This is a genomic window from Pseudomaricurvus sp. ABR4_320 (assembly GCF_056159445.1).
This window is the reverse complement of sequence record NZ_JBSWVF010000001.1, coordinates 116,019-140,037: the sequence shown is the minus strand read 5'-3', so window position 1 is coordinate 140,037 and position 24,019 is coordinate 116,019. Positions and strand designations below refer to the sequence as shown.

21 protein-coding genes are annotated in these 24,019 nt (G+C 52.1%); 14 read left to right on the top strand and 7 right to left on the bottom strand.

Annotation, left to right across the window (positions count from 1 at the left end; translation table 11 throughout):
• Positions 1-93: 93 nt before the first annotated feature.
• The 6 genes from ACXAFR_RS00595 (at position 94) to ACXAFR_RS00570 (ending at position 6,714) form a co-directional block, all read left to right on the top strand.
• Positions 94-1,479: an MFS transporter gene (locus ACXAFR_RS00595; RefSeq protein WP_475170618.1), complete on the top strand. Its 1,386-nt coding sequence runs from the start codon at positions 94-96 to the stop codon at positions 1,477-1,479.
• A 140-nt stretch (positions 1,480-1,619) separates the two neighbouring features.
• Positions 1,620-2,792 (top strand): iron-containing alcohol dehydrogenase, encoded by a 1,173-nt coding sequence (locus ACXAFR_RS00590; RefSeq protein WP_475170615.1) that lies wholly within the window; start codon positions 1,620-1,622, stop codon positions 2,790-2,792.
• A gap of 11 nt (positions 2,793-2,803) precedes the next feature.
• Positions 2,804-3,667: an isocitrate lyase/PEP mutase family protein gene (locus tag ACXAFR_RS00585; RefSeq protein ID WP_475170611.1), complete on the top strand. Its 864-nt coding sequence runs from the start codon at positions 2,804-2,806 to the stop codon at positions 3,665-3,667.
• A gap of 41 nt (positions 3,668-3,708) precedes the next feature.
• Positions 3,709-4,335, top strand: a complete 627-nt coding sequence (locus tag ACXAFR_RS00580) for an isochorismatase family protein (RefSeq protein ID WP_475170609.1) — start codon at positions 3,709-3,711, stop codon at positions 4,333-4,335.
• Between the two features lie 36 nt (positions 4,336-4,371).
• The gene (locus tag ACXAFR_RS00575) at positions 4,372-5,778 is read left to right on the top strand and encodes a sodium/proline symporter (protein WP_475170608.1); all 1,407 of its coding nucleotides are present in this window, start codon (positions 4,372-4,374) and stop codon (positions 5,776-5,778) included.
• Positions 5,779-5,805: 27 nt separating this feature from the next.
• Positions 5,806-6,714, top strand: a complete 909-nt coding sequence (locus tag ACXAFR_RS00570; RefSeq protein WP_475170606.1) for a hypothetical protein — start codon at positions 5,806-5,808, stop codon at positions 6,712-6,714.
• A gap of 97 nt (positions 6,715-6,811) precedes the next feature.
• On the opposite strand, the gene ACXAFR_RS00565 is transcribed toward ACXAFR_RS00570, so the two are convergent.
• Positions 6,812-8,890, bottom strand: coding sequence for a TonB-dependent receptor (locus ACXAFR_RS00565; RefSeq protein WP_475170603.1), 2,079 nt, complete (start codon positions 8,888-8,890; stop codon positions 6,812-6,814).
• A 322-nt stretch (positions 8,891-9,212) separates the two neighbouring features.
• Between ACXAFR_RS00565 and ACXAFR_RS00560 the strand changes: the two genes are divergently transcribed.
• Positions 9,213-10,565, top strand: coding sequence for an MATE family efflux transporter (locus tag ACXAFR_RS00560; protein ID WP_475170601.1), 1,353 nt, complete (start codon positions 9,213-9,215; stop codon positions 10,563-10,565).
• A 20-nt stretch (positions 10,566-10,585) separates the two neighbouring features.
• The gene (locus ACXAFR_RS00555; RefSeq protein WP_475170596.1) at positions 10,586-11,095 is read left to right on the top strand and encodes a VOC family protein; all 510 of its coding nucleotides are present in this window, start codon (positions 10,586-10,588) and stop codon (positions 11,093-11,095) included.
• Between the two features lie 62 nt (positions 11,096-11,157).
• Here ACXAFR_RS00555 and ACXAFR_RS00550 read toward each other — a convergent pair whose 3' ends face one another.
• Positions 11,158-11,874: a hypothetical protein gene (locus ACXAFR_RS00550; RefSeq protein ID WP_475170592.1), complete on the bottom strand. Its 717-nt coding sequence runs from the start codon at positions 11,872-11,874 to the stop codon at positions 11,158-11,160.
• 34 nt (positions 11,875-11,908) lie between these two features.
• Entirely contained in the window at positions 11,909-12,568 is a 660-nt protein-coding gene (locus ACXAFR_RS00545; RefSeq protein ID WP_475170587.1) for a hypothetical protein, read from the bottom strand.
• Between the two features lie 295 nt (positions 12,569-12,863).
• Between ACXAFR_RS00545 and ACXAFR_RS00540 the strand changes: the two genes are divergently transcribed.
• Positions 12,864-13,751, top strand: a complete 888-nt coding sequence (locus tag ACXAFR_RS00540) for a VOC family protein (RefSeq protein ID WP_475170582.1) — start codon at positions 12,864-12,866, stop codon at positions 13,749-13,751.
• Positions 13,752-13,793: 42 nt separating this feature from the next.
• Positions 13,794-15,080: an MFS transporter gene (locus ACXAFR_RS00535; protein ID WP_475170580.1), complete on the top strand. Its 1,287-nt coding sequence runs from the start codon at positions 13,794-13,796 to the stop codon at positions 15,078-15,080.
• An 88-nt stretch (positions 15,081-15,168) separates the two neighbouring features.
• On the opposite strand, the gene ACXAFR_RS00530 is transcribed toward ACXAFR_RS00535, so the two are convergent.
• The 3 genes from ACXAFR_RS00530 to leuC form a co-directional block, all read right to left on the bottom strand.
• Positions 15,169-16,833, bottom strand: a complete 1,665-nt coding sequence (locus ACXAFR_RS00530; RefSeq protein WP_475170578.1) for an alpha/beta fold hydrolase — start codon at positions 16,831-16,833, stop codon at positions 15,169-15,171.
• 137 nt (positions 16,834-16,970) lie between these two features.
• Entirely contained in the window at positions 16,971-17,594 is a 624-nt protein-coding gene (gene leuD / locus ACXAFR_RS00525; RefSeq protein WP_475170576.1) for a 3-isopropylmalate dehydratase small subunit, read from the bottom strand.
• Between the two features lie 10 nt (positions 17,595-17,604).
• Positions 17,605-19,008: a 3-isopropylmalate dehydratase large subunit gene (gene leuC, locus ACXAFR_RS00520; protein ID WP_475170574.1), complete on the bottom strand. Its 1,404-nt coding sequence runs from the start codon at positions 19,006-19,008 to the stop codon at positions 17,605-17,607.
• A gap of 180 nt (positions 19,009-19,188) precedes the next feature.
• On the opposite strand from leuC, the gene ACXAFR_RS00515 reads away from it, so the two are divergent.
• A complete protein-coding gene (locus ACXAFR_RS00515) occupies positions 19,189-19,494 on the top strand; it encodes an REDY-like protein HapK (protein WP_475170571.1) in 306 nt (101 codons plus the stop codon).
• 11 nt (positions 19,495-19,505) lie between these two features.
• Positions 19,506-20,336, top strand: coding sequence for an SDR family NAD(P)-dependent oxidoreductase (locus ACXAFR_RS00510; protein WP_475170568.1), 831 nt, complete (start codon positions 19,506-19,508; stop codon positions 20,334-20,336).
• A 113-nt stretch (positions 20,337-20,449) separates the two neighbouring features.
• Here the strand turns inward: ACXAFR_RS00510 and ACXAFR_RS00505 are convergent, their stop codons facing one another.
• A complete protein-coding gene (locus tag ACXAFR_RS00505) occupies positions 20,450-20,935 on the bottom strand; it encodes a cupin domain-containing protein (protein WP_475170565.1) in 486 nt (161 codons plus the stop codon).
• Positions 20,936-21,312: 377 nt separating this feature from the next.
• On the opposite strand from ACXAFR_RS00505, the gene ACXAFR_RS00500 reads away from it, so the two are divergent.
• Positions 21,313-22,239 (top strand): retropepsin-like aspartic protease, encoded by a 927-nt coding sequence (locus ACXAFR_RS00500; protein WP_475170558.1) that lies wholly within the window; start codon positions 21,313-21,315, stop codon positions 22,237-22,239.
• Between the two features lie 377 nt (positions 22,240-22,616).
• Positions 22,617-24,017, top strand: a complete 1,401-nt coding sequence (locus tag ACXAFR_RS00495; protein WP_475170551.1) for an MFS transporter — start codon at positions 22,617-22,619, stop codon at positions 24,015-24,017.
• Positions 24,018-24,019 lie beyond the last annotated feature (2 nt).

Genomic DNA, 24,019 nt, shown 5'->3' with positions numbered 1-24,019 from the left:
GATCAGAATGACCTCGGTTCGTCAGTACGACAGTTTGCTTTCTTTTTTGTCATCCGCGCCTGTTTCCGGCGTGTTTATTAAATAGGTTGTTATATGGATACAGTGCTGGAAAGCGAAAAAATACCGACGACTGCCGAGCCTGAAAAGCGTGTCGCCACCAAGACCATGGTCCTTTACGGCTTTGGTCAGACGGGCGCTCAGTTGTTTCGTGATTCTCCGGCGGCATTACTGCCGCTGTTTATGACCACCATGCTGGGCGTGGCCCCATGGCTCGCAGGGCTGGTGGTATTAATTCCCAAGCTCTGGGTCATCGTTTGTGACCCCATCATGGGTATGATGTCGGATCGACATAAGCCCAAACACGGCCGCCGCCCGTTCTTGGTTTGCGGCGCTTTGTTAACCAGCATTACGTTTATCCTGCTGTTTTCTTTCTCCGGCTTTCCCGCCCCGTGGATGGCTGCACTGACGGTTGGTGTTCTGTTTTTTGTCGCATCGACCGCATTCAGCGCCTTTTCTGTACCCTATTTGGCGGTCGCTTCAGAACTGTCGGATGATCCACACGAACGCACCAAGATACTGTCGTTTCGTATGATTTTCGCCGTGGTCGGCGTTGTGATGGGGGTGGGGCTGGCTCAGCCGTTGGTCTTTATGTTGGGGGGGGACGCCGCTGCGTGGCGCTCCATGGCCTTGATATTCGGCGGCCTTTGTATGCTGGCGATGTTGGCTACTGCGTTTGGCGTGCCTCGTGATTTTGGTAAAGCCAGAGCATCGGTTGCCGGGAATATGCTAAAGCAGCTGGCCGTGGTCCGGCAGAACAAGCCCTTTATGATTCTGACCCTGGCGTTTTTGATTCAATCCATTGCACAGGCCAGTGGTTATGCCGTTGTTGGATTTATATTCATCTATGCGGTCGGCGATATTAATTTGCTGCTGCCTTTTGTTTTGGTTATGGCGTGTGGATCTCTGCTAAGCCAGCCAATGTGGGTTTCTTTTTCTCGCCGCGTCGGTAAAGAAAAAGCCTTCTGGGTCGCCTGTTCTGGGTGGCTGCTGGTCACCTTGACCTGGTTAACGCTGAAGCCCGGCGATGATGTTTTGATTTGGGGCCTTTCCACCGAGCAGTTTCTCGTTATGGTAAGAGCGGCCATTATCGGTGTCACCAATTCGGGGTTTTCTGTTCTGACCTTTTCTCTGCTGACCGACACCATTGAACGGCAACGACAGCGTGATGGCAGTGTTGATGAGGGAATGTTTTCAGGTATTTTTTCCGCAACAGAAAAGCTGGCTTTTGCACTGGGGCCATTGCTGGCGGGCTTGGTTCTGAGCATGACGGGCTTTGAATCGTCGACAACGGGAGCTATCGAACAGGGCGAATCGGCCATTCGCGGCATGATCTGGCTTTACTCGACCATTCCAGCGGCTGTTATGGCGTTGAGCCTGCTGGTGTTCACTCGTTACCATCGCGCGATTCGGGAGGCTTGAACCGTCCGTTTAAGGTCGATGCCAGAACAATCGAACCGGCACTAAGATGCCGGTTTCGACAGTTTTTCGCTCTCTATCTTCAACGCACAAGTGTGAAGATGAGAGCACGCTTAGAGTGAATGAGTCGGAGACAATAAAAAATGAGGCAAGTTGATTTTGCAACAGCTGGGCGCTTTATCTGGCGTGCTGGAGCGGTGGATGAAATTGCAGCAAACTGCCAGCGATTGGCGATCACTAAGCCGTTGTTAGTGACCGATGCCGGATTGGTAAAAGCGGGTATCGTCGATCGAGTCGTGGATCCCTTGCGCAAAGCGGGGATGGATCCGATGGTGTTTAGTGATATTCAGGCGGATCCCCCTCAACACATCGTCGAAAACGCGGTTGCCCAAGCTCTGTCTGCCGATATTGATGGCGTTATCGGAGTGGGCGGTGGTAGCAGCCTGGATGTGGCCAAACTCATTGCGGTTTTAAGCGACAACAGCGAGCAGGCGATTACGGATATTTATGGTATAGATCAGATTCGTGGTGGCCGCCTTCCGTTGATTTTGATCCCAACCACTGCAGGTACGGGTTCGGAAGTGACGCCAATTTCCATCATCACGACCGGTGAGACCACAAAATCCGGTGTCGTATCGCCGCAGTTACTTCCCGATTTGGCAATTCTTGACGCTGAACTTACACTGGGTTTGCCGCCAAGTATTACTGCGGCGACAGGCATTGATGCCATGGTACATGCCATCGAAGCCTTTACCAGTCGCCACAAAAAAAACCTTTACTCAGATATGCTGGCGAAAGAGGCCTTGCGTCTGCTATCCCATTATTTGCCACTGGCGGTAGCGGATGGCCGTGATGTTAAAGCCAGATCCAATATGCTGCTCGGTGCAATGATGGCGGGGCAGGCGTTTGCCAATGCACCTGTTGCTGCCGTTCATGCGCTGGCCTATCCATTGGGTGGGAATTATCACATTCCCCACGGTTTGAGTAACTCTCTGGTATTGCCCCATGTCCTTAAATTCAACGCGCCAGATGCCGCCGCGCTCTACGCGGAATTACTGCCGTGCATTACCACAGAAAGTGTACACAGTGAGTTGACTCATAACTCCGACGACGTGCTGTGCGATTTGTTTATCGAACAAATAATCGCGTTGATCGATCGCGTAGCCTTGCCTGTACGGCTTCGTGATCTCGATGTGCCCAAAGCGGATTTGCCCAGATTGGCGGCAGAGGCGATGGAGCAGCAGCGGTTATTGGTTAATAACCCCAGAGCGGTTTCTCAAGAGGACGCGCTGGCCATTTATCAGGCGGCGTTTTAAAGGAAAACAAGATGGCGAACCCCATAGTTAAAAGCAAACTCGATGCTGGTGAATTTATTTTGGCGCCGGGCATTCAGGATATGATTACCGCGGTCATTGCCAACAAGGTTGGCTGTGACATTGTTTACGCTTCCGGATACTGGCTAACGGCGTCTGCACTGGGTTTACCCGATGCAGGTATTGCCAGTTACACAGAGATGCTGGATCGCGTGGCCACCTTGGTGAAAACCAGCGATGGCGCAGTTATAGCCGACGCCGATACCGGCTTTGGCGGTCTGTTGAATGTCCATCATACGGTGCGTGGTTATGAAGAGGCCGGTGTGACGGCGATTCAGATCGAAGACCAGGAATTTCCGAAAAAATGTGGTCACACGCCGTTTAAGCGCGTGGTTAAAACGGAAGACATGGTCGACAAAATTCGCGTCGCAGTTGATGCCCGTACCGATGAAAATCTGTTGATTATTGCGCGGACAGATGCATTGCAATCGGAAGGTATCAACGCCGCTATTGATCGTGCCAATGCGTATCGTGAGGCGGGTGCAGATATCCTCTTTGTCGAGGCACTGCACAGCGAAGAGGAAATGCGTACCGCGTGCCAGCAGGTTCCAGCCCCCATGTTGGCGAACATGTCGAATGGTGGTCTCACACCCATGTTTACCGCGGACCAACTTGAAAATTTTGGCTTTGCCATGGCCATAGCGCCGGCATTAACCAGTCTGGCGGCAGCGAGAGCCGTTGAAACGGCGCTGCGGGAAATGCTGAATCAAAACAGTCCCGAACCTGACGGCGTACCCATTTTTAATTTCAAAGAATTTTGTTCGCTGATCGGTTTTGAAGATGTCTGGGCGTTCGAAAAACGTTGGGCGAAAGACTAATCCGTTTGTGCGGAGCCATAGAAAAAGGTGTTTGAACAGTTATGAGTGACAATCTGTCGGCAAATTATGCCAATGTTTACGGTAACAAAATTGGCTATGGCAAGCGCCCGGCGCTGGTTCTGATCGATTTTGTTGAAGCGTATTTTGATCCGTCCTGTGATCTTTACGCCGATGTTGATGATACGCTGGCCTCTGCCATTCGTGTGCTCGATGTCGCCAGAGAAGCGGGCATTCCGGTGGTTTATACCAATGTGGTTTATCACGCGTCTGGAATCAACGGAGGGCGTTTTTATCAGAAAGCACTTCCCTTGAAAAATTTTGTAGAAGGCTCTCCTATGGGTGCATGGCCAAAAGGTCTGCAGCCGCGTGCTGAAGAACTTGTGGTTTCCAAACAGTATCCCAGTGCCTTTTTCGGAACGTCTCTCGCGACCACCTTGACGGCAGCGGGTATCGATTCGGTGATTCTTACCGGTCTGACCACCAGCGGATGTGTTCGCGCGAGCTGTGTCGATGCCTGTTCTCACGGATTCATTCCCATTGTGGTTGCCGAGGCCTGCGGTGATCGACACGATGCGCCCCATCAAGCCAATTTGTTTGATATGAATGCAAAGTACGCCGATGTTGTCACTGAAGCTGACGTGATCGATTATTTAAACACTTTGAAGTAGAGCTTCCTAAACCAACGAGAGCCCGGAGTTGCAGAATTGACCAGCACGATTGTTATTACACTGATCGTATATAAAATTCTGTTGATCGGTATCGGGTTCTGGGCGCAGCGACGCACACGCGATGCCGGGGATTATTTTCTCGGCGGACGCGAACTCGGGCCGGTCGTCGCCTCCATCAGTTATGGGGCCAGTTCCGCGTCGGCCTGGACGCTGTTGGGCATGAGTGGCCTCGCGTATACCATAGGCCTACCCGCAGTCTGGTTGGCTGCCGGTGCGGTTGTCGGTGTCATTGTCGCCTGGGGCTGGTTGGCGCCGCGACTTATGTCGCACAGTCGTGCTCACAATCAACTGACACTGACAGAATTTTTTATTGAAGACGCCGCTCCCGCAGAGCGCCGTAAAATATCCTTGCTGGCATCCGGCATCATTCTCTTCTGTTTTATCTTCTACATCGCCGCGCAATTTCAAGGCGCGGGTAATACCTTTGCCACACTGTTTGCCATAGACGCGCGTGAGAGCATATTACTCGGCGGCACCATTATACTTCTCTACACCTTACTTGGCGGTTTTTGGGCCGTAAGTGTCACCGATACCCTGCAAGGTTTGTTAATGCTATTGGCGGCGCTGTTGCTGCCAATCGCCGCTTGGCAGTCCGCTGGTGGTTGGGCGTCTATCGGGCCCTCCCTGGCGATTGACTCAGGCAGTCACTGGTTGGCGTTGAGTGGTGGCCACATAGGGCTTGCCGCGCTCGGCTTTGTCGTGGGTGGGTTGGGGGTAGGCATGGGGACTTACGGCCAGCCTCATTTGGTCAGTCGTTTTATGGCGTTAAAAGATCTACGTGCCCTGCGTATTGGTCGCTGGATTGCTATTGGCTGGTTTGTGGTCGTGTTCTTCGGTATGTGTTTCTTGGGCTGGGCGGCGAGAGTTTTACTTCCATCAGTGGATAATGCCGAGGGGCTGATATTCTCGATAACGGATCAGCTGTTTCCTTCACTGGTGAGCGGCATTTTAATGGCGGCAGTTCTCTCTGCGATTATGTCGACAGCAGACAGTATGCTGCTGTCAGGTGCGGCTACCGTAACCCATGATCTAAACATTGGAGCCCGCAGTGGCAAGAGTGAACTTTGGCGTTCGCGCCTGGCGATGGCGGTGCTGTCGGCTTTGGCGATCTTGCTCGCGGTCGTTTTGCCATCAAGCATTTTTGATCGCGTACTCTTTGCCTGGATCGCCATCGGTTCGGCGTTTGGACCGGCGTTGTTCATCAAGCTCGGTGGCGTCTCGGTTTCTCCGACGGGGATTTATCGTTCGATCTTTATGGGTTTTGTGCTCGCGGTAACCTTGTATCTGTTGCCAAATACCATTGGTGATATCGCAGAGCGATATGTGCCGTTTATCGCTGGCGTCATCGTGTTGCTGCTACACCGTCGCCCAGCTGGACACTAACAAGCAGGGCGTCTGCAGGAGTCATTTATGGGAAGTACACCGGATTTATTACCCGCCGGTACTGTTGGGCCGGTTGTAAACGGCACTTTGGTTGCGAAAAATATCGCTGAAGTCAAAGGCCTGTATTGCCAGCATTTACAGCTGGAAACGCTGGAAGAGGGTGAGTTGACGCCTGAGCTTGCAGAAGGTTGGGGAATGCCGAGTCTGGCGGGCAGCCGCTATTGCATTTTGAGCAGTAAGACGGATGCGCCTTGGTTGAGATTGATCGAACAGTCTGATGCCGCTGTACCCAAGCCGTTGTCAGCTCTGGGCTGGATGTCTCTGGAAGTTCTGGTCAGCGATGTGCAGCAGGTTGCCGACCGTTTGGTCGACAGCCCATTTACGATGTTAGGGGAACCCAAGGCACTAGATGTTAACGACGCTATTGAAGCTTGCCAGTTTGCTGGCCCCTTGGGCGAAGTGTATTACCTGACGTCCGTTTCCGGACCGGTTCCTCCTTTCGATATGCCTATGCCTGCTGCACTCTATGATCGTTTATTTATTCCGGTATTGGCTGTGCCAGATCGGGCACAGGCTCTCGACGTTTATGGCGCTGTTTGCGGCGCTGAGCCGCTGGCATTTGACACCCGCGCAACCGTGTTGAACAAAGCGTTGGGGCGGCCAATGGAGCAGCGATATCCCATTGCGTCTATTCAGCTGCAGGGACAGTCTTTTATCGAAATCGATGAAGTTGATGCGTTTGGTGCGCCAGAACGCTGCGCCTCGGGTTTGGCCAATGGTATTGGTTGCATGACGTTCGAGGTAGATTCTCTGGCAGCAATCACTGCGGAACCTTTGGGTCCTATCTACCGCCTGCCTGGTTCTTTTTATCAGAATCGTCCCACCCAAGCCTTCCAAGGACCTGCAGGCGAGCTCGTTGAATTGATTGAACGCTAATGGATATGGTGATTCAGGTCACCGCTGCTCTTTAACAGCACGAAAAAAAAGGGGAGCTAACGCTCCCCAGAGTACCTAAACGTGTTTTGGCGGTCTGTTAAAAGCTGACTTCGAGATCGACCCCCCAAGTCAGTGGATCGCCGGGATAAACAGAGAGGTTGCCGCTGGTTGCTGCGCCAGCGTACTCTTCGTCTAGCAGGTTCTTACCCCAGAGTGCGACGCTGTATTCGGTATCGCCACCCCAGGTATATCCGATACGGGCGTTGACGATTTCAGTATCATCACGCATCACCAGTTTGGTGTTGGCAATATCATTGTATTGCTCGTCGGTGAAGGCGTAGTTTAGGCTGCTGGTAAGTTCGCCACTCGCTATTGGTTGGGTGTGGGTCAGGCTGAAACCGTAGGTCATTTCTGGTGCCTGTTTTAATTCACGATCCTCGTCAATCAAGTAGGCAGCGGCTGGCAGTACTTTTGAATATTCGCCCTCAAGAGTTCCGGCATAGGCATCCAAGAATAGGCTATCGGTAATCTGCCAGTTGAGACTTGCTTCAAGACCGTAGGTTTTAACATCGCCTGCATTAAAGCGCGAAAAGCCGCCGATTACTGGGTCTGTACCGTTCAGCTGCAGATCGGTGTAGTCGTTATAAAACGCATTAAGGTTGACACGAACACTGTCTGTGGGAGAGGTCTTAATACCCAGCTCATAGGTGGTCACTTTCTCTTCATCAACCGAAACAAAGGTATCGGGTGACCAACCGCCTGACTTAAAGCCCGTTGCGATTGACGCATAGGCCATGGTGACATCGTTAAGGTCATAGGCGACGATACCTTTCCAGGAAAATTGGCCCCAGGTTTCGTCATCAGAACCTTGATTCTCTATACCTGCAGCTACCCAGTAATCATCAGATACAGCAGATTCAAAGTCTTTTTTCTCGAAGGTGTAACGAGCACCACCGGTTAAATGCAGCTTTTCAGTGAGGTCGTAGGTGTACTGGCCAAACAGAGCGACAGAATCGGTCGTTTGTTGCAGGTCTGCCGTACCGTAGATGTATTCGACGTACTGATCGGAATCTTCATGGAAGAAGTAGAGCCCGGTTACCCATTCAGAATTGTCGCCTTCGCCTTGCAAACGGAATTCCTGACTGGCCTGCCAGTGTTCCAAATCATGGTAATAAGGCAGACTGATGATGGTATAGAGTTCGTTTTGCATCTCACGATAGGCCGTGATGGATGTAAACTCCATATCCCCAATCATGCGGGATGCTTTTAGAGAATAGCCGGATTGATAAACGGTGTTGAAATAGTCGCCCAGCTCAGTACCACTACCGATATAGGCTGTGTCCATGAAGTTGTACTGTGAATTGTCTGTGGTGAAGAAATCACCATCATTGTCTTCAACGCGAGAGGGATAACCTGGCTCTGAACGGTCGCGGGTAAAGTCGGCCGAGAAGAGTGTTTCCCAGGTTTCGCCGAAATATTTGATCGCAAGGCGTGCACCTGACTTGTCGACATCACCCAGATAGTCGCCGTTGTCGGTATTTTTCATGTAGCCGCGACGACTGTGGTTCATCAGAGTGACCGACGCTGCCAGGTTATCCGACAGTGCATGGTTTACCATAATGGAACCATTGGCCAGTCGATCCGAACCAAAGCTGCCTTTGAGTTCCACTTCGTCTTCCAGGGTTGGTTGACGGCTGGTGATACGGACAGCGCCACCGTTGGAGTTTCGGCCATAGAGAGTCCCTTGTGGACCGCGCAGAACTTCAATTTGATCGATACCAGCCAGATCAAACAGGGCGGCACTTTGGCGACCTACATAGACATCATCGATATAGATACCTACAGCAGTGTCGATGGTGACACGGGCATCATCTTCCCCGATACCGCGCAAGAAGATCTTCATGGCGCTCCCAGAGCCGGTATTTCTAGCCATGTTGATGTTCGGGACGGACTCGTTGATATCGAGCGCGTTGGTCATGTTGCGAGCCTCTAGCGCCTTAGCGTCGATAACACTGATGGCCAGAGGAACACTCTGCAAGTCCTGCTCTTTGAACTGAGCCGTGACCACGACCTCCTCAAGCTGAGCGAGTGCGGGTGTTGCAACGGACGATATCGCTGCTGCCAAAATGACCCGCTTTTTGGCAACGCGTGGTTTTTTGTATACATACGGCTTCATAGTGTGCCCCCCCGGGCGGTAACAGAAAAAATCAAGGTTGTACGTATCTCTCTGAAGCACTTTTTTGTTTTATCGTCTGAAAGATATATCTATATAACAAATAAAAGTGTGCTGCAACTTATTCCGTCATTTTCTGCATAAAAAGCGCGACGATAAAAATGACCTATCTTTTGAATTTCCCCTCTAATGCCTTGTTTTATCTACTGTTGAAAGGGATCGGCAAATAATCTCTTTATAAAGACTTAAAAATATAACAATATTGTTAAATGGTGTCGCGGTAAGAGTCGGCTGCCTGTAACTCTCTGGCGAAACGAGGACGGCCATGTCGACCCAATGTGAAGTGCACGAAGCAGAGCCCGCGACGCGACTGCTAAAGCCCATGTTTTCCATCGCGCTGTCTGCGGGTGGTGTTCAGGCCATGACAGCCATTGTGGGGATAGTGACGATTAAAGTCGTGGCGCCTCTCGGGGAATCGACCCTGTCAGCTGCGACGTCCGGGCAGCGTCTTTATTTTATCGTACAGGCGCTTTTACTCGGTTTGAATATTGGCACCATGGCGCTGGTGTCTCGAGCTTGGGGCGCAAAGGATCCTGAAGCCGCCCAGGGGTGGTTGCGAATATCACTCCTGTCTGTACTCATCGTTTCACTCTTGATGTCTGTGATTTTTTGGTTCGGTGCACCCTGGATGTTTATTGCACTGGGTCTGGATGCGGCGTCTAGTACTGAAGGTGTGCAGTATATTCGCGCATTGGTGCCTTACATTGCGTCGATTGGAATTTATCTGATTTTGGCCGGCGGACTGCGGGCGTGCGATGAAGCCTGGATACCACTGGCGTGTGGCGTCGTATTAAATGTGTTGACCATCTGGTTGACCTGGGAGTTGGTTCCTGGCGATGGTTGGTTGCCTGTCTCTGGTGCTGCAGCAGTTGCTACGGCAGCCGGGTTGGGGAATTTGTTGGGGTTGTGCGTCATGTTGGTGGTCATGCACCGACAGTTGGCGGCGCTGTGGCGCGGCCCTTGGACGTTATCTGGGGCAGGTAAGCTGTGGCAATTAAGCTATCCTGCCGCGGCTGAGCAGATGCTGCGACAGTTTGCTGTTCTGGCGTTTTTATGGGTGGTGGCTCGTTACGGTACGGCGCCTTTTGCCGCCTACGGTGCTGGCATTATGTTGTTAGCTCTCTCTGTGGTTATTGGCTATGGCTTTTCGGTTACCACTGCGGTTCTGGTCGGGCAATCGCTCGGAGACAGTAATCCTGAACGGGCAAAGCAGGCGCTACGCGCTGGGTTAATTGCCGCATTAGGGAGTATGACCCTGCTGGGATTATTTATGGGAGTGTATGCGCAATCCCTTGCACTCTGGTTGGTGGGGCCTGGTGATGTTGCGCATTACACCAAGCTCTTTATTCAGTTTTTCGCGCTAGTGCAACCCTTGTTGGCTGCAGACTTTGTCTTAGTGGGCGCGCTGCAGGGTGCTGGCGATACCCGCTGGCCTTTGTACAGCGTCATTCTTGGGCCTTTGGTGGTTCGATTCGGCTGTGCGCTGGTGTTGCTCGCGTTGGATGCGCCAGTAAGCTGGATCTACGCGACGATGGTCGTGGACTATATTGCCAAAGCCGGGTTGTTGGCCTGGCGAGTCAAGCAAAGTCGCTGGCCGGAATTCAAAGGGCCGATGTAACACAGTTTATGGGCGAGAATATGATGGATTTTTCGGTATCTTCCTTGATTCGCAGCGCTTTGACGGTAGCGGATTTGGAGCGTTCAACCCGATTTTACCGGGCATTAGGGTTTGATTCGGTGTATTTTGAAGGCCCCTTGGATGCAGCGTCGGCGCGATCGGTTATGGGATTAGCCGCTGATGCGACAGTGCAGTGTCGAATCCTGCGGCCCGAGGGTAGACCTAACTGCGGTATGATCGGGTTGTTTGCCATTTCCCCTGTGCCTGCAACGGCGTTGCCGGCTTATGCGGGGCCGATACGAGTGGGTGAGGCGTGTTTGGTCTTGTATGTCGACAATGTTCCTTTAGCACTTGCTGCGGCACGGGATCACGGTGCCATCTGGGCTCCGAATCCAACGCTCTTTAAAATGCCTCACACCCAGCAATGGGAAGTCTGTCTGCGTGATCCAGATGGGTTTATGGTGAATTTGGTGGAGCGAGATCCCGCGCTGCAGGATGCGACCTTTTCTGTGGCGAATGCCTTGTCGTGACGTCAGGGCTTTTTAAAGCCCCTGAAATGAACAGGAGGGGAGGCTTCCCCTCCTTGGACGGATTATCCTTCGATGGTCAATTCCGTTAATTCGTAGCGAGTCTTCATATAGCCGCCAGCTTCTGCAGCAACGGCGAAGAAATCATTTGCCTCACACCAAACGTCGTAGACAGGATGCTCTTCAGGCATTTCACCGGCGGTATCGCCAAAGCGGAAGCGATGACACTCGAATTCTCCGGCGGGCACGGTGATGGTTTCTTTGCCAATGTACTCCAGCGAATAGCCGAGCAAAAACAACATAGGACCTGTCGCGCCGCGATGGTCAGGGCTGGTTAGTGCCATATTTTTAAAGTGTTGTTTGCCTGGTCCCTGTGACAGATCAAAACTCTTACAGGTTAATCCATCGGCGACAATTGGGTGAGTTCCCAACCAGCGAATCGGGGCTTCCAGATCAATTTTCTGACTGATGCGGCCGTCGCGCCAATTGTAGGTTTCGCACTCAGCCAGGTTCTTGGTAAAACGAAACCAGCCGCTACCTTCAAAACGATTGTCGACTGAAAGGCGTGTGTGGCAGTCCAGCGGATAGTAGTCTTTATCAACACTCAATACGACGTCGCGGGCAACCATAGGGGCGTCGTCAATTTCACAGTGGGCATGCATGACACGAACACCGTCGGCTTGTTCCGTGATGCTGAAAAATTCGCGGCCACGCTCTTGGCCCATGCGCTCTTCTTTAAGGCTGGTGTATAAAATCTTTCCGCGGATGGTGCGATAGCTCATAGTCTTCTCCAAAGCGAGTCGGTACGGTGTAACATTAGGGAATAAGGTGAACGCCGATGGCGGCGAGAATAAACAGTAAGACCCAGATGGTCATCACATAGGGGACGGTGCCTTGTATGCAGCCGCGGATGATGCGATTGGTGTCGGCGTCATCATTGCCCTGAGCCAGCTGTGCGAAGGCGCCAAAAAAGGGCTTCAGCTTCACGCGCACCAGCAATCCCATTAGGACGGTCAAGCTGAAAAGTAATAGCTTCAGCCCTGCCCAATCAACCAATAAAGGCTTCTGAGTGATCAGTGTGCTGATGCCGCAGGTGAATGCGGTCAGGCATACGGCGATGCGTAATGTCCAGTCGCTGTAGGTAATCCAGGCAGGCGTTTTGCCGTGAATAAAATGCAGTGCAATGACCAGTGCTAGCCAAAAACCGCAAATAAGCCAGGATCCAACAATCATAAGGCCGGGGCCAGGCAACAAGTGCAGCAGCCAAGCCATGTGAATGCCAGTTGCCAGAATAAGTGGCATCGCAAAGCGGGGGCCCTGGTCACAGGCAATCAATATTTTAGCGGCAACGACACGCGCACTGCTGCTGTAGCTTTCGTTAATCAACGAGCGACTGGCGATAAAAGTGCCAAGGTCTCCGCCAAGCCAATAGACAAAACAGAGTATGTGTAGGTATTTAATGAGTAAAAAATCCACGGCCAAGCCCCACGGTCATTCTATTAACAGCGACTCTCGGTCGCTTTTTTGCTTATAAGTATTAAAGGCATAACAATATATTAAATGATATCAATAGCAAAGTGACTTTGGCGCCTTTTTACTTGTATTTGGCGGCTTTTTTTGACGACTTGGTCAGGTGTTTATAAAAGTTCAACAAATAGTTGAATGTTATATCAATAATACTATAAGGTGGTTTTCCATGAGCGCCACCAGTCATGGCTGGGATCAAATCAGTAACGCAATCGCTTAATCGCAATCCTGGCCAGTGATGGGTATGAGTGACATGGAATCCTTCTCGAATTTTCCTTACGTGAGCGAAGTCATCGTTGCCACGGGTCAGTTTGAAGCCTCTGTTGATTTTTGGCACGAGTCCCTCGGTTTACAGTTATTGGATTGGCACGAAGGGCCTGAAGGCGGTCTTCCCGGATTCTGGGCAGAAGATGATCGTCGTGTGGGCCGACGTGTGCGCTTGGGGGCGCCGCGCGGTTTAACCAGTGTTCACCTCGTTGAAGTTCTCGAGCCGGGTGGCAACTATCGGGAGCGCGCTTGGGCGCTCGATGCCTTACCCAAAACCCTCAATTTCCTTGTCCGTGATCTGCCCCGGGTATGGGACGAGTTGACCCGTGCTGGCGTTGTTTTTCGGGGGCCCTGGGTCGAATACGAAAAAAGTGGGGTTCGCTATCGCGATGCTCATATTATCGGGCCAGATCATACCGGAATCGGCCTGCTCGAAATTGTCGACGCGTCTTATCTGGTGAATCATCGGAGTATCGGCGAGCCAGCTTCGTTTACCTTCACGATTGAAAATATGGATGCGGAGTGCGAATTTTATCGATCCCTGGGTGGTCAGCTGCAATTGGATGAATATTTTTCCGGCCCAGCCATCGAGGCCTTGGTGGGGTTGCCCGAGGGAGGGCAATTACACATGTGTCTGTTCGGTCCCGAGGCGTCAGTTGCCCGCATTGAATTGGTGAGCTACGAGACGTCCATGTATAGCCATTACGAGCATATCCAACTGCCGGTAAGAGGCGTTCTCGGCATTGTGGTTGGCGGTGTTGTCTTGCCAGCAGGCAGCGGGCGAGATACCGTCTGTTGGGGGCAGCGTAAACTGGCTTGGCATCAGCGGTCGCCCGCCGGTGCCAGAGTTACTTGTGTTCAGTAATTGGTTTTTAATCATTATTTGTTGGGTTAAGAGGTAAGCACTATGAGTCATCCTGCCGCATCAGAGAACGAGTTTCGACTCGGCTGGCCTGTCGTGTTGGCCGCGGCATTGGGTATCGGATTGGGGTTATCGCCTGTACCTTTTTATACCATCGGCATGTTCGCCCCGGAGCTGGCGAAAGAATTTGGCTGGGGATTTGGTGAGATGATGTTCGGCATCACGGTGCAAACCTTAGTGGTGCTGGTATTGAGTCCTGTTGTGGGCCATTTAGCAGACCGATTTGGGGTGCGCAAAGTCGCCTTGCTGTCTGTTGTCGGCTTTTCTTTAGGCTTTGGCTTGTTTGCCTTTGGCAACGGTTCTATTTACCTGTTCTATGCGACCTGGGGCATTATGGCCGCCGCCGGCGCGGGTACGCTGCCCATCACCTGGACGCGAGCTGTCAACGTATGGTTTGAACGCAAGAAGGGATTAGCACTTGGTATTTCTTTAATTGGCACCGGTGTATTCGGTGCACTGATCAAGCCTCTGACGGCGTTTTTAATTGAGTCGATTGGCTGGCGCGGTGCTTACGTGGTTGTTGCGGCATTGCCCTTGGCGATTGCTTTTCCTGTGGCTTGGTTTTGCTTCCGGGAATCTCCAGAAGCTGCGGGCATTGAACGCGCACCGAATCCCGAGCGAGATCGTCTGGCGACGACCGGCATGTCGTTGGCAGAAGCGATTCGCGATCGGCGTTTTTGGATCATAATGCTGGCCATGGTGCCCATCGCGTTTGCCATTGGTGGCCCCATACCAAATATAGAAAACATTCTATCCACCAATGGCTTTGATGTTCACGCCATTGCGTCACTGGTGCCGTTAATTGGTATTTCTGTGCTGTGTGGTCGTATGCTCGGTGGTTGGCTTATTGATCACTTCTGGGCACCGGGGGTTGCGTTCTGTCTGCTGTCGTTGCCAGTGTTTTCCTGCTGGTTCCTGGCGTCTGGCGATCTCACTCACACCACGGCGGCATTTGCCATCATTATGATTGGCTTTGCCGCCGGCGTGGAGTATGACTTGCTCGCCTTTTTGGTGGCTCGCTATTTTGGAATGGCTTCGTATTCGACAATTTACGGCTGTGTCTACAGCGCCTTTGGCGTTGGTGCAGGGTTTGCTCCAACCATTTTTGGAATGGTGTTTGATCGCACTGGCAGCTATTCCTCGATTTTATATGTCACCATGTTTGTTCTATTTTTGGGGGCATTACTGCTGTTGGGATTGGGACGCTATCGCTATTCGATGGCTGAGCCCGAGCACGAAAAGGTCGAAGAGGCTCTTGCTGATTCTGCTTGAGTTAGTCAAAAACAAAAAACCGGAGTGCCTTGGCCTCCGGTTTTTTTGTCTTACGCTTTGTGCTAAAGCAACCTACTGCGTTAAGCGGTCAGTCCTCGTTAAAAACCGTTATCCAACTGTAGGGATCGGAAGACAGATATTTCACCTGCAAACTCTGGCACTGTTGCTCTGTTGAGCGTGGGTCGCTCTCAAGGGCATAAAACTGAAAACGGTCGCCCAAAGATATGCTTGTCTCAACGGCGTATGTTGTTTCTGCGTTTACGGCCGCTTGCCAGGTTTTCCCCGCCCGCAAAAGGTCGACAGCACGCTGGTGCGTGAGTTCAGGGTCCATCAGTCCAATGGGTTTGCGAGCGTGGTTTCGTTCGCGCTTGTACCAGGGATAAAATACTTGCTCCCAGCGAGCGATACGAAACGCTCTGACTAAATGAGCACCATCCCACTCTGGTGCTAGCTCTGGCGCATAATGCTCTGCCCAATCATCGGCGAGTTGGGCATCGATTCGATTTATGCCAATGCTGCCACCGCGGGTCGCGTAGCCTTCATTAACCAGCCAGGCGGCGATTTGCCCGCCCAAGTGTTTGCCGATGACTCGGTAGCGCTTTATTCCTAACGCGTCACACGCCTCGGCGATTTCTTTTCCTATCGCCGGAACGGTTGCCGGTGCCTCGGCATCGGTGCGCCGATCACTGTTGCCGTGGCCAGGCAGTTCTATCGCAATGGCAGACTGGGTGTGAGAGGCAGCGAACAGGCAGTGTCGAAACGGGCGAGTAGAGCCGCCGGCTTCAGGGATCAGTACCAGAGTCTCTTCGTCATCGCTGGTGGGTAATTTACCTTCCCAAGCTAGTGCCTTCCCTGCCGGGCCTACCCATCCGCTGCATATTCCTGCGTCGTCAGGGAAGAGGGGGAGGGTTGCTGGTGCGGTATCGCCAGGATGCTGACGAAAGTGATTGGCAAAGCCTTCATACATCTCTGCCATGGTGGCGAAGGTTTGCGTGTTGCAGGTTTTCCAGGCAGGCCGGTTATAGTGTTCCGCCAGTGGATCGAAGTCCATAGCGGCGGCCAGACAGGGCACCTTTAATTGGGGAATCCAGGTATTGGCATCAAAGATAAAGGATGCTCGATAGCCATGACGGTAGGGGTCGCCAGATTCCAGAAAATCCATAACATTGCCGTGCAGGTGCTCGGTGGTGCTCATGTCATAGTCCATGCGGGTAGCATCTTCGGCGATATTCCACGGGAAAAAGACCACCTGTTCTTCGATGCGCGACCACAGCCAGGTCATATGAGAACCGCTCCAGTCGGGCGTGAAGGGCGGTAGGTAGCCTTGCAATATCGTGTTGCGTTCGGCGTCTGTCCAGGCGGGATTGCCGTCGAAGGCTAGTGCTGTGACCTGTTCTGGATAGAGTACTGCATAGGTTGCGGCAAAGGATGCGCCCGTATGAAAGCCATAGAGACCAAATGCCGTTAACTCCAGCGCGTCGGTGAATTTCTTCAGTGCGCGGGCGAAATCCTGGACCTCGGCACCGATGGCGTTGGCGAGAGGTGTCGACAAGCCATAGCCGGGTGAATCCGGTGCGATGGTGCAAAACCCTTTGTCGGCGAGGAACACACTCAGCTTTTCGACGGCGCGGGATGACTGGGGTGAACCGTGCAGCATCAAAATAACCGGGCCTTCGCCCCAGCGACGGTAGTGCACACGGCGGCCATCGATACGTACAAAGCCGCGATGGCAGGAATAATTTGAATTCGGCATGGTGTTTCCTTGCGGAGAGAGACGTTCGCCAGTTAACACTGGCGTAGGTGATGATGAGGCTGGTGCGCCGGAACAGTTGAGTTTTTAGATGTCATTTTATACAGCGCTGACATCGTAGGTACTGATATTGAGCCCGTCTAGCGAGAATAAAGCCAGGGGCGTCGGCTTTGATCGCTGTGTTCAAAGGCGCTGATGGCTGGTTCGGATTGCAGCGTCAGTCCGATGCTGTCGAGACCTTTGAGCAGCATGGTGCGGTGTTCGGCGGCAATGCTGAAATGAAAGGTATCGCCTTGAGGCGCAATCACCTGTTGGTTTTCCAGGTCGACCGTAATTTTCTGGTGCTGTGGATCGCTTTCAATTTGGTCTGCCAGTACATCAATCTCGGACTCTGGCAGTTCCACCGGAAGAATGCCATTGCGTATACAGTTTTGATAGAAAATTGAGCCAAAACCGACAGCAATAATGCTGCGAATTCCATATTCATCCAGCGCCCATACAGCGTGTTCGCGCGACGATCCGCAGCCAAAATTGGTTCCGCTTAACAGTATGCTGGTATTTTTATGGGCATCTTGGTTGAGAATAAAGTCCGGGTTTTGCGTGCGGGTGGCGGGATCGCTGTAACGCCACACCGCAAATAAACCGGTGCCAAGTCCTTTTTTGGAAACCCGTTTCATTTCCCGACTGGGTATGATGGCATCGGTATCGATATTGTTTTGCCTCAGCGGCGCTGCAATTCCCTGGTGTCGCGTAAATGCTTGCATGAAATCCTCTTTAATTCAGGCTGCGGGGGTCGGTGATACAGCCCTGGATAGCGCTGGCGGCGACAGTTGCGGGACTCGCCAGATGAGTTCGTGTTCCCGGCCCCTGTCGGGATTCAAAATTTCGATTGCTGGTCGACAGCACACGTTCACCGGCGCCGAAGTGCTCGCCTCCGGCGAAGAAACACATGGAGCAGCCACTCTCGCGCCATTCAAAACCGGCGTCTTTAAAGACCTTATCCAATCCCTCCGCTTCTGCAGACGCTTTTACCCGCTGTGAACCGGGAACGCATATCGCTTTGAGGTTGGGAGCCACATGGCGGTCCCGCAAAATGGCTGCGGCTGCGCGCAGATCTTCGATGCGGGCGTTGGTGCAGGAGCCAATAAATGCGTTGTCGATTTTGAGCCCGGCCAATGCGGTACCAGATTCCAATCCCTGATAGGTCAGCGCCCGTTCCGCCAATTGGCGTGCGGCGGTATCACTGAAGCTGCTGAGAAAGGGTACCGAACTGCTGATGGGCAGGGCGTGTTGTGGACTGGTGCCCCAGGTAATGGTCGGTTCAATCAGGCTGGCATCAAGGGTGATTTCCTGGTCGAAGACCGCGTCGTCATCACTGTACAAGGTCTGCCAGTAGGCCATGGCCGTATCCCATGCTGATCCCGCTGGCGCGTGTGGCCGACCTTGGAGGTAGGCATAGGTTTTTTCATCGGGGGCGACAAATCCAGTAAAGGCTGCGAACTCAACCGCCATATTGCAGAGAGTGAGACGGCCTTCAATACTGAGTTCACGCACGGCGGATCCAGCAAATTCAATGGCGTATCCGCTGCCACCCTGGGCGCCATAGGCGCCAATCAGGTGCAAGATCATATCTTTGGCCGTGACGCCCGGGCCGAGCTGACCTTCAAAGTTTACCCGCATGTTTTTCGGGCGATTGATCCTCAGCGTCTGGGTCGCCATGGCGTGCTCCGCTTCCGAAGAGCCGATTCCCCATGCGGCCGCACCGAGCGCCCCCTGGGAGCAGGTGTGGCTATCTGGGCAAACCAGAGTCAGCCCCGGTTGCACGATGCCTTGCTCGGGACTGATCACGTGGACAATGCCCTGGCGCTCGTCATCGAGATCAAACAACGTAATGCCAGCGCGTTTTGCCGCTGTGCGGGTCGCTTGAATAAATTCGGTACCGGAGGGCATCAAGGTAATGTCGCTGCGGCCGGGGAAGGTGTCTACGATATGGTCCATGGTGCAGAAAACCGTATCGGGATGGCGGATTTCCCGCTGTGCTTCTTCGAGACTTTGCAGCGCAATGGAGCCTGTGCGCTCATGCAGAAAAATCCGATCTATATAGATGAGGGCAGTATTGCCCCCCAGATCTTCGACCAGGTGCGCGTTCCATATTTTGTCAAACAGGGTGGAGGTCATTGTTGTACAGGCGTCCCGGCTAAGAAATAACGGTATAACTATATGTCAAATCTTCGCAGTATTTCAAATGATATATTGACATAACATTGCTGCAGTCAATAGACTGGCTGAAATCACTTGTCAAACGCCTTCTCTTGCTGCCTGCGCAGCGGATCCCGACACACCTATTCGGAGCATAAAATGAGCAAAATCGTCGTATTGTTTAATCTCCACGCAGACGCGGATGTTGCCGCCTATGAAGCCTGGGCCCGCGAGACCGATATCCCAACCGCCAGTGCGCTCGAATCTGTAAACAGTTTTGAGGTATTAAAGTGTGGTGAATTGCTCGGTGGTGGTGAGTCGCCCTACCAATATATGGAAATTCTGGACATCACCAGTTTGGAAGCGTTGGGCGCCGATGCGGCGTCTGAGACCATGCAAAGAGTTGCCGCAGAATTTCGCTCCTTCGCCGACAACCCTCTCTTTGTCACCACAACGGCGCTGTAAGGGGACCGACGATGGGAGTTTATAGCGAGCTGCAAGGTAAGGTTGCCGTTATCACCGGTGCCGGTCGCCGCCAGGGGTTGGGTGAAGCGATTGCAAAACGTCTGGTCGACGAAGGTTGCAAGGTGATGCTGGCTGACATAGGACACGCCTCTGGCGATTTGTTGCCAGCGTCAGCCGTTGGTACGACGGCTGAGATGGAGGCTATCGCAGAGGAATTGCGGGCAGCAGGGGGCGAAGTTGCAACAGCCATATGTGACGTCTTGCAGGAGCATCATGTTGAAGCCCTGGCTGCGAGAACCGTCGAGGAGTTTGGGGCCATTGATATCTGGGTGAACAACGCTGGTGTTGGTTATCTTATGACGCCCTTGGTCGATACCGATGTCGAAGCTTGGGATACTGTCTTGGGTGTTAACCTGCGCGGTGTGTTCCTTGGTATTAAACACGCTGCCCGTCAGATGGTGAAGCAGGGCAGTGGCCGTATTATCAATATTGGATCTCAGGCATCCAAATCAGCCTTTGCTGAAGCCGGTGCTTATACGGCATCCAAACATGGTGTTGTAGGATTGACTCGTGTTGCTGCCAAAGAGCTGGGTGCGCAGGGCATCAATGTGAACGCCATCTGCCCCAACCATGTGACCACAGGGCTGGGCGCATGGCAGAACCAGCATTTCTCCAAGGGCGACATGGATACCTACATGTCAGAAATGAAAGCGCGGATTCCGCTTGGGCGTCCTGGTTTGCAGGAAGATACTGCCAAAGCCTGCGCGTTTTTATGCTCTGATCAATCTGCTTATATCACCGGAGAGTCTATGAATGTCTCCGGTGGTGAGGAATACCACTGATCAAATCTCCTCACCTCTAACCTTCTCACGACCTCAGTTCTTCAGCTGGGGTCGTGGTGATTCTGAATTTTTCTTAAATCTTTAGGCCTGATTCACGGGCGAATCTGTAGAGACTATTCGTGTTGCGGTGTACCTGCTGAACCGCTATGGTTTTTATCCAAATATTCTGTGCGCCAAGGCCCTTGAGCGACGCCATAAATGATGGTGTCCTCATCGGAACCGTCAAAATGTATCGCTCCCGCAGGTACAATGACCAGCGATCCTGCGGGATAGTGGGTTAACCGAGACTCGTCGATGGTTTCACCATAGCCAATCGACAGCGTGCCCGTAACAACCAAGACCCTTGCCGTTTGGCTGTGCCAATGGGGTTTGTCCCACAATCCTGCGGGAATTCGAAAGGCATAACTGAAGGGCGAGGCCGTTTCGCGATCACCTTCTAAAAGTGCATATTGGGTGCCGTCTTTTGCAGCGGGCTCCCAAGGAATCGACGCCAGTTTAAATCCATCGTGTTGTGTTTCTATGTCACTGATGGACTCTCCATAAGTCACGAACGATAATCCAGAAAACGCAAGACCCACGAGCGTTTGCGTTATGTTCATACCCGTTACTCCTTTAATCATCTGTCGAAATCAATGAACAGGCTCAGCCTACTCAAGAAAAATGCGGAATCGAGTCCGCTTGAATTTACTAGCGTGTGCTTGTCGCACCGTGTATTCACCGCACGTTATCCAGTGGCCCTGTCACAGGCGCTCGTGCCGAGGCCTAGGGTAGGTTGGGTGTGTGCTGACTTTAGGGTGCGGCGTATAGGGGCGCAATCCGAATCTTGCTGAAATATTTGGCTTGACGACCGTGTTGTTTGGCGCTTGTTGTTTCTTTTTCTGCAGCCTGCTGTTGAAATTTGTTAAGAGCTATTAAACCACTGGTACTCTTGTGCTAACGTCCCGGTCAATGTCATGGGTTGATAGGGATGTTAATCATGCGCAATATTAGAATTTCCCAGTGCCTGCTCATCTTTTTCTTCTGTTGTCCCTTTCTGGCACGCGCTGCTGTGAGTGAATGGGTACCATTTACTTGGGATGACGGTCACATAACCATCTCAGGTCAGGTTGCTGGCGTAGATGCCATGGTTGTTCTGGATTCCGGCGCCTGGACTCATGGAATCAGCCAGTCTTTTCGCGAGGTCAACAAGCTCGATTTCGACCACTCTGGCGTTGTAGAGGTTTACGGGGCGCTGGGCAAAGAGTCGCGCAAACAATTTGTGGATGTTCCTGTAACGCTTTTTGGGGTCAGCAGTCGCCTCGACAATGTTTTGGATCTGCCCATGCCGGGTGATTCTGCGATGCTCATTGGTGCGCCATTATTCCAGGCGTTTATCTTTCAAATCGATTATCCCAATCTGCGTATGCGGATTATGTCGCGAGATTCCTTAAAAATGCGTGAGCTCAAAAATATACCCGCGCGCTTACAGCAAGGATTGGATCGACCCATTGTAAAAGTATCGATTAATCAGCGTCCCGTCTGGTTGCTGGTGGATACCGGTTTTACCGGGGCTATTATGTTGGATCGAAAGGCTGCATCCCAGTTGGATTTACTCGATAGCGCGACTCTGCAGACCCAAGTCAGCGGCGTTCATAAAACCGTCGATTCGGAAATCGCGATCATTGATGACGTCAGCTTGGGTCCTTTTGAGATGGAAAGTGTGCCAGTGGTATTTACGGAAGAGGGCGAACAGTCTTATCTCGAGAGCCGTTACGAAAAAACAGGAACCCGCATCAAAGGGAAGAAGGTGGTCGGTGTCCTGGGTGCGGATATGTTGAAGCACTTTGTTGTCACTATGGATTATAAGTCTGCAGCGATTCATCTCGGTGTGCCAGATGAGGTTGCGGAAGGCGCTGCCAAATAACGCAGCGCGCAATCCCGCTATTCCGTTGCTAACGTTTGTGTTTCTTGCGTTGGCGACTCTTGTTATCTTAAAAGACTTGGTTTATTCAGGCACTCTCCCTGAAAAAGCAGTCTCTGCTTTTGCATCTTCAATGATGTCTATGCCTCAATCTTTCACGTAACGATTACCCGCCGGCGAAACATCACACCCTACCGTGTGTCTGCTGAATGTATGGCTGCATGGATAGCTGCCTATTAAGCGCGACAGCAGGGCGTTTAAAAAACGGTTTTTAATTATCATATAATATGATATAAATTTATCCGTACACTGGGCCTGTTCGGATTCGTCGTACTCTGTTGCAAGGCCGCAACCTATACAGAGCAGAGATAAAAAAAATAATGCAAACATCCAGACTCACGACGTTTGAAAAGGTCGGGTATGGTGCTGGCGATATGGCGGTCAATGTCGTCATATCTTCCATGTTCCTCATCGTCTCTTTTTTTTACACTGATATCTTTGGTCTTAAGCCTTCCCATATGGGGATTTTGTTTTTGACGACCAGATTGATCGATGGGATCACCGACCCGTTAATGGGCGTGCTGACCGATCGATACAAATCCTCGCGTTGGGGACGTTTTCGTCCGTATTTTCTGTACCTGTCTGTTCCCTTCGGGCTGTCTGTCTTTTTGATGTTCACCACACCCAACTGGGACTATAACGCCAAACTGGTCTGGGCCTATGCCACTTATATTTTGGTAACCCTGATGTTTACGGCGGTGACCATTCCCTATATTTCCCTCATTGGCGTATTAACCGACAATCCCAAAGAGAGGTTATCCGCTAACGGTTATCGTTTGTTCTTCGCGAAAATTGCCGCTTTTTGTGTGACCATTATCGTTCCATTAATGGCCAGCCAGTGGGGTGGCGGGGATTTGGCGAAGGGCTACCAGGCAGCCATGGGCGTTATGGCAGCTCTTGGAACTCTGCTGCTACTGTTCTGTTTTGCGACAACCACGGAGCGGGTTGATCATCTGGTCGATCATAGACCCCTGCGGGAGCAATTTGCCAATCTGCTGCAAAACGATCAATGGCTAATTCTGTGTGCCGTTTGTTTTACCGGTACGCTCGGTTATGTCATTCGCAATTCGGTCGCTGCCTATTATGCAAAATATTATCTTGGCGCCGATGCGGAAATGTTGTCGGCGTTTTTGACCACAGGGGTTGTCGCTGCTGTGCTTGCGATGGTTGCCTCTACCTGGATTACCAAACGCTATTGCAAGATACAGTTATTCCGCTGGAGTCAGCTGCTGGTCGCGATAATCAGTGTGCTGATGTTTTTTCTAGTGGGTACCGGCGACATCCTGCTGGCATTTATCTTCTATTTTGTCCTGTCTTTTGTCGTTGACTTACATGCCCCCGTGTTCTGGTCTGCGATTGCGGAAGCCGTAGATTACGGGCAGGCAAAAACTGGGCAGAGAGTCTCCGGACTCGCATTCGGCGGGATTTCTTTCTGTCAGAAAGCCGGGATGGGGCTCGCCGGTTTTGTGGTTGGTCTATTGCTGACGATGTTTGATTATCAGCCGGGTGTAACACAGTCTGCCTTTACTCTGACGGGTATTGCTCTGATGCTAACAGTCATCTCCGGGGTGTTTCATTTGTGCATGGGTTTGCTGATGTTCCGCTTCAAAATAACCGATCACTTTTACAATGACTTTCAAACTAACGGGCTGCCGGTAGCACCGCAAGAAGCCGGCTATACCAGTAAGGCAACCCCTCTAGCAAGGCAACTTACGGAGTAAAC

Bases quoted from the DNA above. Each gene is read 5' to 3' on its own strand.
- ACXAFR_RS00595 (WP_475170618.1), top strand. From the start codon at position 94: ATGGATACAGTGCTGGAAAGCGAAAAAATACCGACGACTGCCGAGCCT.
- ACXAFR_RS00590 (WP_475170615.1), top strand. From the start codon at position 1,620: ATGAGGCAAGTTGATTTTGCAACAGCTGGGCGCTTTATCTGGCGTGCT.
- ACXAFR_RS00585 (WP_475170611.1), top strand. From the start codon at position 2,804: ATGGCGAACCCCATAGTTAAAAGCAAACTCGATGCTGGTGAATTTATT.
- ACXAFR_RS00580 (WP_475170609.1), top strand. From the start codon at position 3,709: ATGAGTGACAATCTGTCGGCAAATTATGCCAATGTTTACGGTAACAAA.
- ACXAFR_RS00570 (WP_475170606.1), top strand. From the start codon at position 5,806: ATGGGAAGTACACCGGATTTATTACCCGCCGGTACTGTTGGGCCGGTT.
- ACXAFR_RS00565 (WP_475170603.1), bottom strand. From the start codon at position 8,890: ATGAAGCCGTATGTATACAAAAAACCACGCGTTGCCAAAAAGCGGGTC.
- ACXAFR_RS00560 (WP_475170601.1), top strand. From the start codon at position 9,213: ATGTCGACCCAATGTGAAGTGCACGAAGCAGAGCCCGCGACGCGACTG.
- ACXAFR_RS00555 (WP_475170596.1), top strand. From the start codon at position 10,586: ATGATGGATTTTTCGGTATCTTCCTTGATTCGCAGCGCTTTGACGGTA.
- ACXAFR_RS00550 (WP_475170592.1), bottom strand. From the start codon at position 11,874: ATGAGCTATCGCACCATCCGCGGAAAGATTTTATACACCAGCCTTAAA.
- ACXAFR_RS00540 (WP_475170582.1), top strand. From the start codon at position 12,864: ATGAGTGACATGGAATCCTTCTCGAATTTTCCTTACGTGAGCGAAGTC.
- ACXAFR_RS00535 (WP_475170580.1), top strand. From the start codon at position 13,794: ATGAGTCATCCTGCCGCATCAGAGAACGAGTTTCGACTCGGCTGGCCT.
- ACXAFR_RS00530 (WP_475170578.1), bottom strand. From the start codon at position 16,833: ATGCCGAATTCAAATTATTCCTGCCATCGCGGCTTTGTACGTATCGAT.
- leuD (WP_475170576.1), bottom strand. From the start codon at position 17,594: ATGCAAGCATTTACGCGACACCAGGGAATTGCAGCGCCGCTGAGGCAA.
- leuC (WP_475170574.1), bottom strand. From the start codon at position 19,008: ATGACCTCCACCCTGTTTGACAAAATATGGAACGCGCACCTGGTCGAA.
- ACXAFR_RS00515 (WP_475170571.1), top strand. From the start codon at position 19,189: ATGAGCAAAATCGTCGTATTGTTTAATCTCCACGCAGACGCGGATGTT.
- ACXAFR_RS00510 (WP_475170568.1), top strand. From the start codon at position 19,506: ATGGGAGTTTATAGCGAGCTGCAAGGTAAGGTTGCCGTTATCACCGGT.
- ACXAFR_RS00505 (WP_475170565.1), bottom strand. From the start codon at position 20,935: ATGAACATAACGCAAACGCTCGTGGGTCTTGCGTTTTCTGGATTATCG.
- ACXAFR_RS00500 (WP_475170558.1), top strand. From the start codon at position 21,313: ATGCGCAATATTAGAATTTCCCAGTGCCTGCTCATCTTTTTCTTCTGT.
- ACXAFR_RS00495 (WP_475170551.1), top strand. From the start codon at position 22,617: ATGCAAACATCCAGACTCACGACGTTTGAAAAGGTCGGGTATGGTGCT.